The 17,598-nt window shown below is 42.9% G+C and carries 15 protein-coding genes and 1 tRNA gene; 15 read left to right on the top strand and 1 reads right to left on the bottom strand.

Going from position 1 to position 17,598, the window contains the following annotated elements; all coding sequences use genetic code 11:
* The first annotated feature begins 3 nt into the window (after positions 1 to 3).
* From RYO92_RS03110 to selA, 9 genes are all read left to right on the top strand, one after another.
* Positions 4 to 765 carry a F0F1 ATP synthase subunit A gene (locus RYO92_RS03110; protein ID WP_315369461.1) on the top strand — a complete coding sequence of 254 codons (762 nt, stop codon included), beginning with the start codon at positions 4 to 6 and terminating at the stop codon, positions 763 to 765.
* A 26-nt stretch (positions 766 to 791) separates the two neighbouring features.
* Positions 792 to 1,073, top strand: a complete 282-nt coding sequence (atpE, locus tag RYO92_RS03105; RefSeq protein WP_315369460.1) for an ATP synthase F0 subunit C — start codon at positions 792 to 794, stop codon at positions 1,071 to 1,073.
* Between the two features lie 38 nt (positions 1,074 to 1,111).
* Positions 1,112 to 1,615: a F0F1 ATP synthase subunit B gene (gene atpF, locus RYO92_RS03100; protein ID WP_315369459.1), complete on the top strand. Its 504-nt coding sequence runs from the start codon at positions 1,112 to 1,114 to the stop codon at positions 1,613 to 1,615.
* A complete protein-coding gene (atpH, locus tag RYO92_RS03095) occupies positions 1,612 to 2,151 on the top strand; it encodes an ATP synthase F1 subunit delta (RefSeq protein ID WP_315369458.1) in 540 nt (179 codons plus the stop codon). Before atpF ends, atpH begins: the two co-directional genes overlap by 4 nt.
* Positions 2,152 to 2,167: 16 nt before the next feature.
* A complete protein-coding gene (gene atpA, locus RYO92_RS03090) occupies positions 2,168 to 3,688 on the top strand; it encodes a F0F1 ATP synthase subunit alpha (protein ID WP_315369457.1) in 1,521 nt (506 codons plus the stop codon).
* A gap of 21 nt (positions 3,689 to 3,709) precedes the next feature.
* On the top strand, positions 3,710 to 4,573 hold the full coding sequence (atpG, locus tag RYO92_RS03085; protein WP_183683038.1) for an ATP synthase F1 subunit gamma: 864 nt from the start codon (positions 3,710 to 3,712) through the stop codon (positions 4,571 to 4,573).
* A 20-nt stretch (positions 4,574 to 4,593) separates the two neighbouring features.
* The gene (gene atpD, locus RYO92_RS03080) at positions 4,594 to 5,988 is read left to right on the top strand and encodes a F0F1 ATP synthase subunit beta (RefSeq protein WP_007157829.1); all 1,395 of its coding nucleotides are present in this window, start codon (positions 4,594 to 4,596) and stop codon (positions 5,986 to 5,988) included.
* Positions 5,989 to 6,000: 12 nt separating this feature from the next.
* Positions 6,001 to 6,417, top strand: a complete 417-nt coding sequence (gene atpC, locus RYO92_RS03075; RefSeq protein ID WP_007157828.1) for an ATP synthase F1 subunit epsilon — start codon at positions 6,001 to 6,003, stop codon at positions 6,415 to 6,417.
* A 277-nt stretch (positions 6,418 to 6,694) separates the two neighbouring features.
* Complete coding sequence (gene selA, locus RYO92_RS03070; protein ID WP_315369456.1) at positions 6,695 to 8,092, top strand: L-seryl-tRNA(Sec) selenium transferase; 1,398 nt, start codon at positions 6,695 to 6,697, stop codon at positions 8,090 to 8,092.
* 981 nt (positions 8,093 to 9,073) lie between these two features.
* On the opposite strand, the gene RYO92_RS03065 is transcribed toward selA, so the two are convergent.
* Positions 9,074 to 9,772 carry a DUF542 domain-containing protein gene (locus RYO92_RS03065; RefSeq protein ID WP_315369455.1) on the bottom strand — a complete coding sequence of 233 codons (699 nt, stop codon included), beginning with the start codon at positions 9,770 to 9,772 and terminating at the stop codon, positions 9,074 to 9,076.
* 224 nt (positions 9,773 to 9,996) lie between these two features.
* Here RYO92_RS03065 and RYO92_RS03060 point away from each other — a divergent pair, with 224 nt between their 5' ends.
* The 6 genes from RYO92_RS03060 to RYO92_RS03035 all read left to right on the top strand — a co-directional run bounded on the left by RYO92_RS03060 (position 9,997) and on the right by RYO92_RS03035 (position 17,014).
* Positions 9,997 to 10,539, top strand: a complete 543-nt coding sequence (locus RYO92_RS03060) for a glutathione peroxidase (protein WP_315369454.1) — start codon at positions 9,997 to 9,999, stop codon at positions 10,537 to 10,539.
* Between the two features lie 163 nt (positions 10,540 to 10,702).
* A complete protein-coding gene (locus RYO92_RS03055) occupies positions 10,703 to 11,692 on the top strand; it encodes a helix-turn-helix transcriptional regulator (RefSeq protein WP_314329582.1) in 990 nt (329 codons plus the stop codon).
* 268 nt (positions 11,693 to 11,960) lie between these two features.
* Positions 11,961 to 13,415 (top strand): alanine/glycine:cation symporter family protein, encoded by a 1,455-nt coding sequence (locus RYO92_RS03050; protein WP_314833946.1) that lies wholly within the window; start codon positions 11,961 to 11,963, stop codon positions 13,413 to 13,415.
* A gap of 146 nt (positions 13,416 to 13,561) precedes the next feature.
* Positions 13,562 to 15,469 carry a hypothetical protein gene (locus RYO92_RS03045; RefSeq protein WP_315369453.1) on the top strand — a complete coding sequence of 636 codons (1,908 nt, stop codon included), beginning with the start codon at positions 13,562 to 13,564 and terminating at the stop codon, positions 15,467 to 15,469.
* Positions 15,470 to 15,632: 163 nt separating this feature from the next.
* The gene (locus RYO92_RS03040; RefSeq protein ID WP_083793730.1) at positions 15,633 to 16,901 is read left to right on the top strand and encodes a threonine/serine ThrE exporter family protein; all 1,269 of its coding nucleotides are present in this window, start codon (positions 15,633 to 15,635) and stop codon (positions 16,899 to 16,901) included.
* A 40-nt stretch (positions 16,902 to 16,941) separates the two neighbouring features.
* Positions 16,942 to 17,014, top strand: a tRNA-Pro gene (locus RYO92_RS03035).
* Positions 17,015 to 17,598: the final 584 nt, after the last annotated feature.

The following is a 17,598-nucleotide window of genomic DNA, read 5'->3' as shown; positions in this document are numbered from 1 at the left end:
AGTATGAATTTTGATATTTCTGGAGCAAAAATATTCCTTAAAATTCCTACAGGAATTCCATTCCTAGGAGATTTTCTGCTTTCGGAAACCCTAGTAGTCAGCTGGATTGTTATGGCGATTATCACAGGACTATGTATCTTCCTTACTCGGAATCTACGGGTGGAAAATATTAGTAAAAGGCAAGCCATTGCAGAGCTGATTGTAGAAAGTGCCAACAACTTAGTACGGAGCAACACGGGAGGAACCAAGTTTGATAAGATGATTCCCTTTGTGGCAGCCCTTTTTGGCACCAGTCTCGTTTCCAACTTAATCAGTTTGATCGGATTACGAAGCCCTACCGCAGATCTGTCCACAGAGGCAGCCTGGGCGATTACGGTTTATGTAATCATCATTGCCAATAAGATTAAGGCAGGTGGAATTATTGGATTTTTAAAGGGATTTACCCAGCCCATTCCTGTTATGACGCCATTTAACATCCTTTCGGATGTGGCTACCCCCATTAGTATGGCATGTCGTCATTTCGGAAACATTTTGTCCGGAGTGGTTATCAGTGGTTTGATTTATGCATCATTGGCCATTGCCTCTTCCGCGCTCTTTGGCTTAATCCCCGGTGTAGTAGGAGATTTTCTATCAAATATTCCTATTTTGCAAGTGGGTATCCCCGCTATCGTAGGATTTTATTTTGACTGGTTTACCAGTGCCATGCAGGCATTTATTTTTACCATGTTGACGATTATGTATATCGCCAACGCAGCAGAAGGATAAACAATTTTATTTAGGAGGACAAGAAAATGAGTGAATTTCAGTTTTTAGCAAGAGGTATTGCATTAGCAGGATGTGCTATCGGTGCAGGTGCTGCATTAATTGCAGGTATTGGACCCGGTATCGGAGAAGGTAACGCTGTAGCAAAGGCTTTGGAAGCTATCGGAAGACAGCCTGAGTGTAAGGGTGATGTTACTTCTACTATGTTATTGGGTTGTGCGATTGCCGAGACAACCGGTATCTACGGATTCGTAACCGGTCTTCTTCTGATCTTCGTTGCTCCTGGTATGTTCATGAATTTCTTACAGTAAGAAAAAATACTACCAAGAAGTGAAGAAAGGAGAAAAGTATGGAATCGCAACAGTTGGTAACCATCATTCCATGGACCTTCATTGCCCAGATTTTGAACCTTTTTATTCAGGTATATCTCATTAAGCGTTTTCTTTTTAAGCCAATTAACGAGATCTTAAAGAAAAGACAGGAAGCGGCAGATAAGGATATACAAGAGGCAAAGAAAGCAAAAGAAGCAGCTGAGGCTGTTAAGACAGAATATGAGACCAGTATGTCTGATGCTAGAGGAGAGGCAAACCGTATCATCGAGGATGCGAAGAAGGATGCAAACCTCCGTGCCGAGGAATTGATTAAAGAGGCGGAACAACACGCAAGTTCTATTAAAGCAAAGGCGGAAGAGGATATCCGTTTAGAGAGAAAGAAAGCCTTGAATGAGGTAAAGGATGAAATCGGAAGCATTGCTATGGATATTGCGGGAAAAGTTGTGGAGAAGGAAATCCACGAAGATGAGCATAAGGCTTTAATTGATGAGTTCTTACAAAATGTAGAGGAGGCATCATGAATAAGGCATCCAGCTTGTACGGGAAAAGTCTTTACGACTTAGCCAAGGAAGAGCATCTGGAAAAAGAAATCTTAGAAGAGATGAGTTGTGTAAAAACACTCCTGGAGGAAAATCCGGAGTATTATTCTCTTCTTGCAGAGCCTTCCGTTCCTAAGAAGGAGAGATTGTCTCTTTTGGATCAAGCCTTTGCAACGGAACTGCAGCCTTATTTATTGAATTTTTTGAAGCTGCTTTTGGAAAAGGGTCTGGTAAGAGGCTTTAAAGAAAGCTACAAGACCTATAAAGCGCTGTATCAGGAGGATCAGGGCATTGCAGAAGCTCTGGTAATCAGTGCAGTACCATTACAAGAGGAGCAAAAGTCAGCTTTAATCGAAAAGTTGCAAAAGCTTTGTGCAAAAAGCATTATTCTATCCGAGAAAATCGACCCGAAGGTATTGGGCGGTTTGAAGGTAGAAGTAGCAGGAAAGACCTTAGACGGTACGGTTTCTGCTCGATTGAAAGAGATTCGTAAAACTGTTAATGAAGTAGTCTTGTAAAAAGGATGGGCATAGAATGGAATTAAAACCAGAAAAAATTTCCGAGGTCATTCGAAGCCAGATTAAATATTACCAAAATGCCATTGTACAGAACGAAACAGGCACCGTACTCACCGTAGGTGACGGTATTGCCCGTGTTTCCGGTCTGACAAACTGTATGTCCGGAGAACTTTTAGAGTTCGAGGACGGCACCTTTGGTATGGCTCAAAACCTTGAAGAAACCAGTGTTTCTGCGGTACTTTTCGGTTCCGACGTAGGAATCAGAGAAGGGCAGAGCGTTAAGCGCACAGGTAGAGTAGTATCTGTTCCTGTAGGGGAGCAATTAATCGGACGAGTGGTAAATGCGATTGGACAGCCTATTGACGGCATTGGTCCTATCGAAAGTACAGAGTTCCGTGCAGTGGAAAGTCCTGCACCCGGCATCATCAAGAGACAGCCGGTTAAAGAGCCTTTGCAGACAGGAATCAAGGCGATTGACTCCATGATTCCTATTGGAAGAGGACAAAGAGAGTTGATTATCGGTGACAGACAGACCGGTAAAACCACTATTGCAATTGATACCATCATTAACCAAAAGGGCAAGGATGTTATCTGTATCTATGTAGCCATCGGACAGAAGAGATCCACCGTTACCGCATTGGTAAATGAATTAAAGGAAGCCGGCGCTATGGATTACTCCATCGTTGTTGCGGCAACCGCTTCCGAGCCGAGCCCCTTGCAGTACATCGCCCCTTATGCAGGATGTGCTATGGGTGAGTACTTTATGAACCAGGGAAAGCATGTCCTTATCATCTATGATGATTTGAGTAAGCATGCTGTGGCATATCGTGCCATTTCCCTTCTGATTCGTAGACCGCCAGGAAGAGAAGCATATCCCGGAGACGTATTCTACTTACACTCCAGATTGTTGGAAAGAGCCGCAAAGCTGTCTCCTGAATTAGGAGGAGGATCTTTAACAGCCCTTCCTATTATCGAGACTCAGGCCGGAGACGTATCCGCTTATATTCCTACCAACGTTATTTCCATCACGGACGGACAGATCTTCTTAGAGACAGAGTTATTCCATAGTGGAATTATGCCGGCGGTTAACCCCGGTATCTCCGTATCCCGTGTAGGTGGAAATGCGCAGATTAAGGCCATGAAGAAGGTAGCAGGAACCTTGAAGCTGGTTTACTCTCAGTTTAGAGAGTTACAGTCCTTTGCACAGTTCGGTTCCGACCTTGACCAGGATACCAAGCAGAGACTTGCCCAGGGTGAGCGTATCGTAGAGGTACTGAAGCAGGGTAAGGGAGAGCCTGTTGCCGTTGAGAAGCAGGTTGCCATTCTTTATGCAGTAGTTCATGGAATCTTGACTGCTGTAGAGGTTAAGGATATCCGTCACTATGAGGAAGAGCTTTATCACTTCTTAGATGCTGATGCAGAGGCTCTGAGCGCAATGAATGCCATCAGAGAGACCGGTAAGCTGGAAGAAGAGACGGAGAAGAAACTTAAGGCTAGCTTAGAGCGTTTTACAGCGGAATTTTTAAAGAGACTGTAAACCCAGGAAGAAGGAGAAAACATGGCTGCAGCAAATATGAAGTCAGTGAAACTCCGCATTAAGAGCATCCAGAATACCATGCAGATTACCAAGGCCATGGAGCTGGTGGCTTCCTCTAAGCTTCGAAAGGCAAAGGAAAAGGCGGAGAATACCAAACCGTATTTTCAGACTTTAAAGAAAACTCTTTCTGAGATTGCCAATGGAAATACAGATTTTTCTTCTCCCTATACCAAGAAAAACAGCTCCGAGAAGTGGTGCTATGTATTGATTGCGGGAGACCGTGGTATGGCGGGAGGCTATAATGCCAATCTTTTCCGTACCCTGGAGGAAGAAATCAAGGGCAAGGAATTTGCTTTGTTCCCATTAGGAAAGAAAGCCTTAGAGTATGGACGGCAGAAGAAGTATGAGCTGTTTAATGACAGCTATACTCATGTTGGAGAGGTTGGAATTTCCGACTCTTACAGCATTGCCCAGAAAATCTGTGAAGCCTATAAAAATCAGGAATTCGGCCATGTGGCATTGATCTATACGGATTTTGTGTCCATGATGAGCCAGAAGGCAGGAGCTATTTCTCTCTTGCCCTTGTCTGATTTTAAAGAGGAAAGCGAAGAAGAAGCGAAGAAGATTCGTAACCTGATTCTCTACGAGCCAAGTGGAGAAGATGTTTTTAATGCGATAGTACCGGAATATCTTGCAGGGCTGGTCTATAGCGGAATTTGTACTTCTGTTGCCAGTGAGCTGGCGGCAAGAAGAACGGCTATGGAGGCGGCTACAGATAACGCCGGAGAGATGATTGATAAATTAAGTCTATTCTACAATAGAGCAAGACAGGCAAGTATTACCCAGGAAATCACGGAAATCGTTGCCGGTGCGGAAGAGTTGTAGTGTAGAAAAAGGAGAGATACATGACAGAAAAACATGTAGGAAAGGTTATACAGGTCATGGGTGCCGTCCTGGATATTCGATTCCAGGAAGGGGAACTCCCCTCCTTATTGAACGCAATTTCCATTCAGCTTGGAGATACCGAGCTGATTGCGGAGGTTGCACAGCAGTTGGGAGATGATGTGGTACGTTGTATCGCAATGAGTTCCACCGATGGCTTGGTTAGAGGAATGGAAGCTGTTGATACAGGAAACCCCATTACAGTACCTGTTGGAGAGCCCTGCTTGGGAAGAATCTTCAACATTTTGGGAAATCCTGTAGATGAAAAACCTGCCCCTGAGACAGAGGAAAGATGGGCGATTCACCGTCCGGCTCCTTCTTTCGAGGAGCAGACCCCTGCTACAGAGATCCTGGAGACAGGTATCAAGGTAGTAGACCTGATTTGTCCTTACGCAAAGGGAGGAAAAATCGGACTTTTCGGTGGTGCGGGAGTAGGTAAAACCGTATTGATCATGGAGCTGATCCACAACGTGGCAACAGCCCACGGCGGTATTTCCGTATTTACCGGTGTAGGAGAGCGTACTCGTGAGGGTAACGATCTTTACGGAGAAATGAAGGAAAGCGGCGTTTTGGATAAGACTGCCCTGGTTTACGGACAGATGAACGAGCCGCCCGGAGCGAGAATGAGAGTTGCTCTTTCCGGTCTGACCATGGCGGAGTACTTCCGTGATGTGAAGCACCAGGACGTATTGCTCTTCATTGATAACATTTTCCGTTTTACCCAGGCAGGTTCAGAGGTATCCGCACTTCTCGGAAGAATGCCTTCTGCGGTAGGATATCAGCCAACACTGGCAACAGACATGGGTGCTTTGCAGGAGCGTATTACTTCCACAAAGCAGGGATCTATCACCTCCGTTCAGGCGGTTTATGTGCCTGCGGATGACCTTACCGACCCGGCGCCTGCAACAACATTTACCCACTTGGATGCGACCACCGTATTGTCCAGAGATATCGCAAGTAAGGGAATTTACCCTGCAGTAGATCCTTTGGATTCCACCAGCCGTATTCTTACTCCGGAAATCGTAGGAGAAGAGCACTACCAGGTGGCAAGAGGTGTACAGCAGGTACTCCAGAGATATAAGGAATTACAGGATATCATCGCCATCATGGGTATGGATGAATTGTCTGAGGAAGATAAGATTAGCGTTTTCCGTGCCAGAAAAATTCAGAACTTCCTGTCTCAGAGCTTCTCGGTAGCAGAGCAGTTCACCGGTCTTGCAGGAAAGTATGTTCCATTAAAGGAAACTATCCGCGGCTTTAAGATGATTTTGAACGGAGAATGTGACGAGCTTCCCGAGTCTGCTTTCCTCTTAGTAGGAAACATCGATGAAGTTTTTGAAAAAGCTAAGAAACAGTAAGGAGGGACCTTTATGGCAAACTTCCATTTAGAGATTGTTTCTATGGATGGGCAAAAATTTGACGATGAAGTAGAACGTGTCAGCTTAAGAACCATTACAGGAGACCTGGCTATCATGGCTCACCATATCAATTACTGCACAGCGGTAGGTATGGGTACAGCCAAGGTGATTATGAAGGATGGTAGCGAAAGAAAGGCAGCCTGTATCGGAGGAATGCTTTCCATGATGGACAACCATTGTCGATTGATTCCCACCACCTTTGAGTGGAGTGAAGAAATCGATGTTGATCGTGCCGAGAGAGCCAAGGAGCGAGCTGAGAAGAAGATTCAGGATGAAAAACTTTCTGAAGAACAAAGACTTCGGAATCAGGCAAAGCTTTATCGTGCCCTTATCCGTTTACAAACAGCAGGAAAAAACAGCAGCTTATAAAAATACTATTTTATAAAAACGATATTTTATAAAAATGATATTTTGTTATAACAAGACTTTATAAAAGCAATTTTTATAAAGAATCGTAGCAAATTTAGAGCTTAGAATGAAGGCTTGGGAGATACTCCTTTAAAGCATTTCTTCTAAGCTCTTTTTTTATACATAAAATTCGGATGGAAATCCCGGAGTTTTTCATTCAATGTAGCTATCCTTTAGTGAATTTATGATACAATGGATTCTAAAGAAAGTATAAACACAAGAGAAAAGGAAGAAGACCATGGATAGAAATGCATTTTTTAGAAGAATTCCAAAAATTGACAATATATTGGAGGAGGAGCAGATTCTCTCCTTTATTCAGGATTACGGCTTATCCTACGTTACGGACTGCGTAAGGCTTGAGGTGGAAAATCTCCGAAAATGCGTTCGGGAGGAAGAAGAGGAAAGCCGAATAGAACAGGCCTTTTCTTCTCTTTACAGTCGGATTACGGAGCGCATCGAGGGAGATGTAAAGCCGAAGCTAAGAAAAGTGATTAATGCCACCGGCACCATTTTGCATACCAACCTTGGTCGTGCTTTACTATCTCCGAAGATCGGGCAGGAGCTTGCCAAGATGCTTTCTTCCTACTCTAATCTGGAATATGATTTGGAAAAGGGTGAGCGGGGAGAGCGCTACAGCCATATTAAGGACAGCATTTGCAAAATCACCGGTGCAGAGGACGCTATGGTGGTCAATAATAATGCTTCGGCGGTTTTATTGATTCTTTCTACCCTGGCCAAGGGGGGAGAGGTTGTGGTATCCCGTGGAGAGCTGGTGGAAATTGGCGGAAAATTCCGTATTCCGGATGTTTGTGCCGCTTCCGGAGCGGAGATGCGGGAAGTGGGCACCACCAATAAGACTCATTATCGGGATTATGTGGAAGTGGTCACAGAAAATACCAAAGCCTTCTTAAAGGTGCATACCAGCAATTATAAAATCTGCGGTTTTACGGAGTCGGTAGAGGCCAGAGAATTAAAGCCTCTTTCTTTGGAAACCGGAATTCCTATTGTTGAAGATTTAGGCTCCGGCGTGCTCCTTCCTTTGGAAAAATACGGCCTTCCCCACGAACCGACGGTACAGGAAGCCATCGAAGCCGGTGTGGATGTGGTTTGTTTCAGCGGAGACAAGCTTTTGGGAGGTCCTCAGGCAGGAATTATTATCGGAAAAAAAGAATATATTGATCAAATGAAGAAAAATCCTCTTACCAGGGCTCTTCGGGTAGATAAGCTTACCATAACCGCATTGGAACTATGCTTTTTAGAATATCTGAAGGAGGAGGGGATTGAAGAAAGAATTCCTGTACTTCGTATGCTGTCGGAAGAGCAGAGCGTGGTCAAAAGACGGGGGGAAGCATTGCTTCATTTGTTCCAAAAGGAATCTATCCCCGGAGAATATTCTTTACAGCCCTCAAAAGCCCAGGTTGGTGGAGGCTCTCTTCCGGATACCTATATGGACAGCTATGCTGTGGTTTATCATCCGGAGAAGCTTTCCGTATCTCAGCTGGAAGCCAGACTTCGAAAAGGAAAAACGCCGATTATCGGAAGAATCTGGGAAGATGATTACTGGATGGACTTAAGAACCATACAGGAGGAAGAGTTAAATGAAATTGTAGAGACCTTTCAGGAAGCTCTGTATTAGATTGAAATAAAGGGGCTGTAAATAATTAAAATAATTTTCTAAGCAATATAGGTCTGAAATGGGGCATACTTTAGCTATACTTAATTTTGAGTAGAGAAGGACTGTATTCAATATCGAGAGACGCTCTGATGCAGTATGGGTCTGTATTCGGGGCACGCTCCCGCTAACTTCGCCTTCGTAGCAGTACTAACTTCAAGCTTCGCTTTACTCGCTTTCAGTAAGTACTGACGGGCTCAGATTGCCCCTCATACAGACCCATATGCATCATTCGCTCCAATCAATTAATTTCAACAGTCCTTCTCTTCGCTTGCTATCAGCAAATATCGGGCTCAGACTACTCCGTATTCAGACCTATATTGCCGAAAATTTCGTTCTTTATTGTAGTCCCTTTTTTTGAAAATAAAACGGATAATAAAAGCATGAATTTACAGTACAGGTCTAAAGGAGGGGGTAAACTGAGCCCGTCAGTGCTTATGAAAAGCCTGTGTAGGGAAAGGTTATAGAAATTTACTACTGTAAGTAACTGATGTAGTATTGGTCTATATGAGGGGCAATCTGAGCTGTCAGTACTTGTGGAAAGCCTACTTAGAGAAGGGTTATAGAAATTTACAAGTGTAAGCGACTGATGTAGTATTGGTCTGTATGAGGGGCAATCTGAGCTGTCAGTACTTGTGGAAAGCCTACTTAGGGAAGGGCTATAGAAATTTACTAGTGTAAGCGACTGATGCAGTATGGGTCTGTATGAGGGGCAATCTGAGCCCGCCGGTACTTACTGAAAGCGAGCAAGGCGAAGCTTGAAGTTAGTACCGCTGCGAAGGCGAGGTTAGCGGGAGCGTGCCCCGAATAAAGATCCATACTGCATCGGAGCGTCATTTCAATAATAAATATACTCCTTCCCTAAGTAGTGTTGAACATAGCGAGAGCGTGCCCCGTTTCAGACCTATATTGCTAAGAAAATTATTTTATTTTTTTAAAACCCCTTTATTCCTGCTCATAATACTCCGGAAAGGCGATGGAATTTTCCTTAAAGATATGCATGAAAATATCTTCCACCAAGGCTTCCATCTGGCTGAAGCATCTTCTATAGGTAGGGCAAACATCCTCCGGGGCTGTAAAGAAATTTGTCTCTTTCTGTAAAAGCTTAATCAGTTCTCCGGCTGTACTGTGTTCTTCCTCCAAACTCTTTACGTATGCAATGTCTCCAGAGCTTGGTTTTCCGGATTTTTTCATAATTGGGAAGACCAGCTTTTCTTCTTTCGCAAAATGTTCTTCCAAATCTGCCTTTAAGAGGGCAAAATGATGATGAATAGAACTAAGCTCTTCTCCATGGTGCTCGTAGTGCACCACAAGAATCTTATTCAAAAGAGCTTCCACATCTGCCAGTAGCTCTCTTTCCTTGATATGGTGGCTACGCTCTAAATCCGCCAACATTTCCGGTACGGACAGAGCACGAAAACGCTGCAGCTCCCCCTCGTAGTCTAAATTATTTTTCTTTGGCAGGGCTGCCAATCTTTCCAGCTCCTGTATAAAAGGCTCTAAATCAATATTTTTCTCTTTGGCAATCTTCTCAATAGGGTCATGTCCTCCACAGCAATAATCCAAACGATATTCATTTAAATAAGGAATGGTACCGGGATATTCCTTTACAACATCCGCTAAGGTCATTTCTTTCGTAATCATATAAACTCCTCTCCTGATTTTTTCTCTTTACGCCTTTAGGATAGCAGAGAAAAAAAGAGATAAATGTTGCAAATGTAACAAAAATAATCAAATTAAAATGCAAGGTGAAAAATTTCTTGACAAAGGAATATGATAGAGTAAAATTAAATTGTAAACAATATATTAGATAAAAAACGATTACACAAGTTTAGCCCCTAAGGGAAAATAGAGTACAGGAGGAAAATATGGGAATTTATGATTACAGTGTAGAGAAGAGAAATGGGGAAATGCTTTCTTTAAAAGAGTACGAAGGCAAAGTTGTATTGATTGTCAACACGGCAACCGGCTGTGGCTTTACTCCGCAGTATGAGGACTTACAGCAGCTCTACGAGAATTTTCATGAAAAGGGCCTGGAGATTTTGGATATTCCCTGTAATCAGTTTGCGGGACAGACTCCGGGAACTGATGAGGAAGTCCATGAGTTTTGTACCTTACAGTATAAAACAGAATTCGATCAGATGAAAAAGGCAGAGGTCAATGGTGCCAATGCTCTTCCTTTATATAGCTATCTTAAAGAGCAAAAGGGTTTTGAGGGCTTTGGAAAGGGCGTAAAGGCTATGGCCATGGGGGCTATGTGTTTTGCCAAGGATCCGAAGTACAAGAAGAATCCGGATATTAAATGGAACTTCACCAAGTTCTTGGTGGATAGAAAGGGAAATGTGGTACAGCGTTTTGAGCCAACCCATTCTATGGAGGATGTAAAGAAGGCAGTAGAGGCACTCTTATAATTTGCGAGACTGATTTATAGTTTTTTATTGAAAACGAGTATCCTGTAAAAACTTGGGATGCTCGTTTTCAATATTCTGCAATTCTGAATATCCTATTGTGCCTTTTCCTGTTAAAATGTGCGTAAAGTATTTTAGAATATCATTCTAATTATTGGGGGCTGATATGGCAAAAAGAAGGAATCAAAAGTGGAAGTGGTATCATTTGCGAGAAATATTACTGCACAAGGCTGATGAACAGCATCCGCTAAGCATGGCGGAAATTCAGGATTATCTTAGGGATATGGACATCGAAACAGACCGGAAAAGTATTTATGATGATTTGGAGTGCCTTCGCCAAATGGGCTATGATGTTGTGATGGAAAAGCAGGGCAGAAGCTATGTCTATTACCTTGGCAGTAAAGAATTTGAGCTGGCGGAATGTAAGCTTTTGGCGGATGCGGTGCAGGCCTCCCGCTTTATTACGGAGAAAAAGTCTAAAGAGCTTATCAAGAAGCTCACCACCTTTGTCAGCGAATATGAAGCCAGGCAATTAAACCGACAGCTGATGCTTCCCGGGCGAATCAAGAGCATGAATGAATCCATTTATTATGTGGTGGACGAATTACATAGAGCTATTGCAGAGAATAAACAAATCAGTTTTTCCTACCTGCAATGGAATATGCATAAGGAACTGGTGGAGAAAAAGAAAAAGCCCTACCTGGTCAGTCCCTGGAATTTGATTCTGGAAAATGAAAATTATTACCTTCTTGGCTATGATGGAGAGGAGGAGATTTTTAAACACTACCGGGTGGACAAAATGAAAAATATCCGGATTATGGAGGAGAAAAGACAAGGGGAAGATGCTTTTCAGAATCTGGACATGGAGCATTTTCGGCAAAGAACCTTTTCAATGTTTGCAGGAGAACGGAAAAAGGTGAGCCTTATCTTTCGGGAGGAAATGGTTGGAATTCTCCTGGACCGTTTTGGAAAAGAGATTTCCCTTTTTCCTGCGGAAGAGTCAGGCTATGCCATCTGTCATGTAGATGTGGCTGTGAGTGAAATGTTTTTTGCTTGGGTATTTTCTTTGGGAGGAGCTGTAAAAATTCAAGGGCCGGAGGATATTAAGGAAGCATATATCCATGCCATGAAGAAGGGATTGGAAGAATATTGTTAGGAAATAAAATGGATACATATCCTGAAGAGAGATAATGAATATCCTCAGGCAAGAAAAGTCCTTGCCAAAAAGAAAATAGCTGTTACAATAGGGGAAAGCACATTGTGCTTTTTCTTTTACGATAAATGCTTTAACACATAAAAGCATAGACGCATAAAAGCGAGAAAGCACAAAGAAACAAAATTGAATTTGCAGAAAATTGTATCGGCAAAACTTTCTTGAAGGAACGACCGGAACTATGCGCCTAAATAAAGAAGGGGAGGAAACTATGGCACTTATTGTATCAATGATTGAAGCGGTAACCGGATTTTTATGGGGAGACTTGGTAAAGATTCCGTTGCCCGGAGGAAGCGGTTTGGGGCTATCTTTGATGGTGATTCTATTAATCCCCGCCGGCATATATTATACGATTCGCACGAAATTTCTTCCTATTCGTTTATTTTCAGAGATGGTGGCGGTGATTTTGGAAAAACCGAAAGGGAAGGAAAAGGGAGATTTGAAGAAAGGGAAACTGTCCGGCTTACAGACCCTGATTGTTTCCACGGCAACAAGAGTAGGAATGGGAAATCTTGTGGGAGTAGTTGCGGCCATTTCCGCAGGGGGAGCAGGTGCGGTTTTTTGGATGTGGATTACCGCTTTAATCGGTTCTTCCACTGCTTTCGTAGAAGCTACATTAGCCCAGCTGCATAAGAGAAAAGATCCCCTATACGGGGGATTCCGTGGCGGTCCTGCCTACTACATCCATGACTTCTTTTTTAAGAAGGCTCCCGGAGAGGAACTGAATGGAGAAATTCCCAAAAAGAAAAACATTATTGCGATACTTTTTGCCCTTTCCGGCTTGATTTGTTGGGGAGGAATCAGTCAGGTTATTGGAAACTCCGTGTCCTCCGCATTTGAAAATGCTTTTTCCGTTAAACCGATTATTTCCACAGCGATTTTGGTGTTTCTTGCAGCGGTGATTGTGTTAAGAAAACACGCTACAGCAAAGGTTTTAGATGTGATTGTACCGGTGATGGCCGGCTTATACTTTGCGCTTACCGTTTTTGTGATCTTGAGAAATATCACTTCACTGCCAAGTGTATTTCAAAGAATCTTCTCTGAAGCCTTCGGTCTTCGGCAAATGGTGGCAGGCGGTTTCGGTGCGGTGGTCATGAATGGTGTGAAGCGCGGACTTTTCTCCAATGAAGCAGGCTCCGGATCTGCGCCTTGTGCAGCGGCGGCTGCAGATACGGATCACCCTGCGAAAATCGGATTGTTTCAAGCTATGGGGGTATTCATTGATACCATTGTAATCTGTTCCTGTACCGCTTTTATCATGCTTTTGGTACCGGAAGAGCAGATTGTAAATCTGCAGGGAATGGATATTTTGCAGACTGCTATGGCATATCACTTCGGTTCCTTCGGAAAGATTTTTATTGCTATTATTTTGTGGCTCTTCAGCTTTTCGACTTTTTTGGGAATCCTGTTCTATGCCCGTTCCAATATATCTTACATTTTCGGAGATAACTGGACATCTCAAACCGGCTATAAGATTTTTGCCTTGATTATGCTGTTTGTGGGAGGCCTGGCACAATACACCGTAGTGTGGGATATGGGAGACATGGGCGTTGGACTGATGACAATTTTTAATCTGATTGTAATGTATCCATTAAGCAGAGAAGCTCTGGCAGCCTTAAAGGATTACGAAGAGCGATTAAAGGAAGAGCGTAAAGAAAAGAATTAAATACAGAATCTATCTAGGGGAGAAACCGGCTGTAAAGATGCGGTTTCTCCTCTATTACTAGGAAATAATTTTATTCTTGCCTTTTCATCCTTAAAAAGGTATTCTTAAGCTAGTGAAATAATACTTTTCATTAAGGGGAGGTCAGTATGGAACAACAAGATGAACAAAAGGAAAAGTTACAGCAAGATGGCGATTCCGGAGAAGCCGGGAGCACTCCTTCTGAGAATCTTCAGGCAGCAGAAGCTGTAGAAGAAAAGTTGGAAGAAGGAAAAGAAGAGCTGAAGAATCATGCTGAGAATCTTGCAACGGAAGCGCAAGGGCAGGTGGAACAGCTGGCAGAGGAAGCTCAGGATAAAGTGAATGAAATTGCTCCTGAGGTGGAAAAGCAGGCTGGAGCAGCAGAAAGCAAGCTTGAGGAAGCTGTTCAAGAGGCACAAGCTCATGCCGTAGAAGCTGTTCAAGAGGCACAAGCCCACGCGGGAGAAGCAGCAGAAAAAGTTCAGGACAAGGCTGCAGAGCTTGCAAAGGAAGCAGAAGCCAAAGCTAAAGAAGCGACTCAGGAAGCCGGGGCTAAGGCTGAAGAAGTAGTAAAGAAAGTAGAGGAGGCAGCTACAACAGCAGGTGCAGCTGTAGCGGAAAAGGCATCCGAATTAAAAGAGAAGGCAGAAACGGAAACCGATAAAAAGATCAAAGAAATTAAGGCAAAAAAACAGGTAAAAGACAATGCCAATGCAGAAAATGCAGGAAAGAATAATTCCGCACTTTTTGTAGGAGTTGCCGTTGTTTTGATTTTACTTGTTTTGGCATCTTTCTTCGCTTTATTACCAAGAAAGACAAAAGTCAATTTGGACAAGTATGTCACGGTAAGCTTTGACGGCTATGATGGCTACGGAAAAGCCTTAGTGAAGTTTGACAAGGATGCGTACCTCAAGGATTACAAAAAGAAAATCAAGTTAAAGAAAAGTGGAAATTTCCTGCAGGACAGCTTGACCAAGAACTACGGAGCGGCAGAGCTGCTTTATGATTTCTACATTGACGGAAACTGGAAGATTGAAGGGGATTCGTCGGACGGAAAGTTGAAGAACGGAGAGACCGTAAAGCTTAGCTGGGGATTCAATCAGGAAGAACTGGAAGAACAGTTCAAAGTTAAATTCACTTCGAAGGGAACAGAATTCAAGGTAGAAGGTTTAAAGGATGTACAGCTTTTTGATGCCTTTAAGGATTTTGACTATAAGTTTACCGGCATTTCCCCGGAGGGAGCTGTGGAGTGGAAAGGAACCGGAGATATGGATGGCTCCAAGGGGTACTACTTCACGGTTGAACCTTCCATGGATTTGAAGAATGGTGATAAGGTAAAGGTGAAAATTGAGCCGGCCAATCCGGAATCTTTGATTCAAAAATACGGTATTGCTCCGAAGGAAACAGAGAAAGAAATCACGGTAGAGGGCTTGCCTTCCTATGTGGAAAAGGCTGACGCAATTTCAGATTCTTTATTGCAGGATATGCAGAAGGAGATTACGGATAAGATTCAGTCTCAGTTAGCAAGCCAAGGAGAAGAGGTAAGCTTTGTTGGAGCGGAATACTTGGGATATTATTTCCTGACTTCCAAGAGTGCCAATGCTTTTGAGCACAACATCATGTTCCCGGTAATGAAGGTCAATGTGCAGATTAACATTCCGGATAAGAGTTACAATGCGCAACACAGCTATTATTTTACAGGCGCATTTACCAACCTTATGGACGAGGGAAGCGGTAAGGTTACAGTAGATTTAAATGATATGGATATTCCTTATCACTACGCCACCATCGATACCGGAGTGGTATCTTGGTTCAGTACAGTGAAATTCAATTTTAGCGGATTTGAAGACCTGAATTCTCTTCGGAATCAATGTGTAAGCCAGAAGCTGGACAAGTATACAGTAGAGGAAACCGTAAAAGATCCTGCGGCGCAAAGCACAGAGTCCGGTGCAGAGAATAAGGAAGAAAGCTCTTCTGCAAATGAAGAGAAGGAAAGTAGCTCTGCAGCAGAAAGCAGTGCGGCAAATCCATCATAATAAAGCTTTTTGTACAAAATTTCAAAATACGAAGATGGACTATGCTCTCATCCCTTGCAATTTAAATCTGCCTAGGGTAATATGAGATTCTCAAAGAGGGAAGAAGATGAATTCTTCCCTCTTTTGCTGAGAAAATTGCATAGTAGGGGTGAAGAAGCTTAAGATGGCAGAGTTATTGGAAAAAATGGATAAGGGGCAGAGTTGTTCCGGATTGGATATAGAGATTCCCATGGCGGTGGGAAGAATGCTTATGAAAAGCGGTGCAGAAACCTACCGCGTGGAAGAAACTATGAATTATGTAGCAAAATCACTGGGGGTTCAGCATTTTTCCGCTTATGTTTTAAATCGAGGAATCTTTGCCTCCGGAACCAATGAGCAAGGTATAAAAGAATCAGGCGTAATGAATGTACCGGATACTGTTTATAATTTACGAAAGGTGGAAGAGGTGAATACCTTGTCCCGCAGTCTTTCCAAGGAGAATAGAATTCCGAAAGCGGAAATTTTTCGACGCTTGGATGCTATAGATAAAATAGAGGGATATGGATTTTTTTGGATTTTAGTTGCCTACTATTTTGGATCCTTCGGTTTTGCCATGGCTCTTGGAGTCCCGTTTATGGATTCGGCTATATCCGGTTTGGCCGGTATATGTTTGGGAATTGCCAGTTATTACTTGTCCCGCTTTGTGAGCACAAGTTATATTATGACGATTTTGGGAAGCTGTGTGGTGACGCTAAGTGTAAATGTGATGTATTATTTCGGAATCGGCGAACATCCCAGTCGAGTAATGCTGGGAGCTTTGATGCTATTGGTTCCGGGAGCCTTTTTCACGAATTCCGTTAGAGAATTTTCTCAAAACAACTACCTGGTAGGAACATCTTTGTTGCTTACCGCGATGCTTACCTGCGTTTCCATGTCCGTTGGAGTTGCGGCAACGGCGGAGGTTTTACCTTTTGCTATGCAAATGGGAGAAGCCCAAGGAATAAATTTTTATGGCGTATTGTATAAAGCGCTCTGTGCAGTAACGGCAGGGATGGGTACGGTTTCCTTTGCCCTTCTTTATCAAGTACATTATAAATACTTTTGGGACATCGGCATTATCGGTTCTGTTTCCTGGTTCATTTATCTGATGGTGGAGGATATTTCAGGAATGGATTCCATGGCGGTTCTGTTTTCGGGGATTTTTGCGGCAGTATTCTCCCGATCCTTAGCGGCCAAGAGAAAGTGCCCCACCACAATCTTTTTATCCACCAGTATCTTCCCCCTGATTCCGGGTATTGGTGTATATAAGGCAATTTATTATTTAATTACGGGAAATGGAGCATTATCGTTAAAATATGGGCGGTCTTGCTTTCTTACAGCCTTTACCATTGCTATTGCTATTGGAATCGTGCAACAGATTCCCCAGAGTTTCTTCCAAAAAAAATCAAAATAAGCTTGCATTGTGGGGGAAAATAAGATATATTTTTCCCTATCGGGATGTAGCGCAGGTGGTAGCGCGCTTGACTGGGGGTCAAGAGGCCGCAGGTTCAAGTCCTGTCATTCCGAGGAAAAGGCTTTGTAAAGGAAACTTTACAAAGCTTTTTTTGACGGATTCTATAAGCTTTATCATACTGCTTTTAAAAGCGGTAATGGTTTTTAGTTCTATAGAAATACTGTTTCATCCGGCAATAGGGGAAGATGTCACGAACATTTATGGGTAATTACTATCGGCGATAGCAGAGAAAAAATAAGCAAAAAATCGAAAAGTAAGAAAAATTTAAAAAAACTATTGACAGTCCCATTATCGGGTGTTAAGATACACAAGCTGTCGCAAAAAACAAGACAGCAAAAAGCAAAAAGAAAGCAAGGAAAATCAAGGCTTCAGCCAAGATGAACCGAAAAACTTTTTGCAAAACTGAACCTTGAAAATCAAAGATCGAATAATACACAGACCCTGAAGATTCTTGAAGAATTTTCAGTAATGTTTCAAACGAAACTTACACGAACGGTTTAATAAACCAAAAGTAAAAAAAGGAAAAACAAAAGCTAAGCTAAGTTTTGACTGGAGAAAGAACTTAAAGAGAGTAATCTCTTAACTTTTTATGAGAGTTCGATCCTGGCTCAGGATGAACGCTGGCGGCGTGCCTAAC

Source organism: Oribacterium sinus, from assembly GCF_963553175.1.
GTDB classification, from domain to species: Bacteria; Bacillota; Clostridia; order Lachnospirales; family Lachnospiraceae; genus Oribacterium; species Oribacterium sinus_B.
This window is presented reverse-complemented; position numbering and strand designations above follow the sequence as displayed.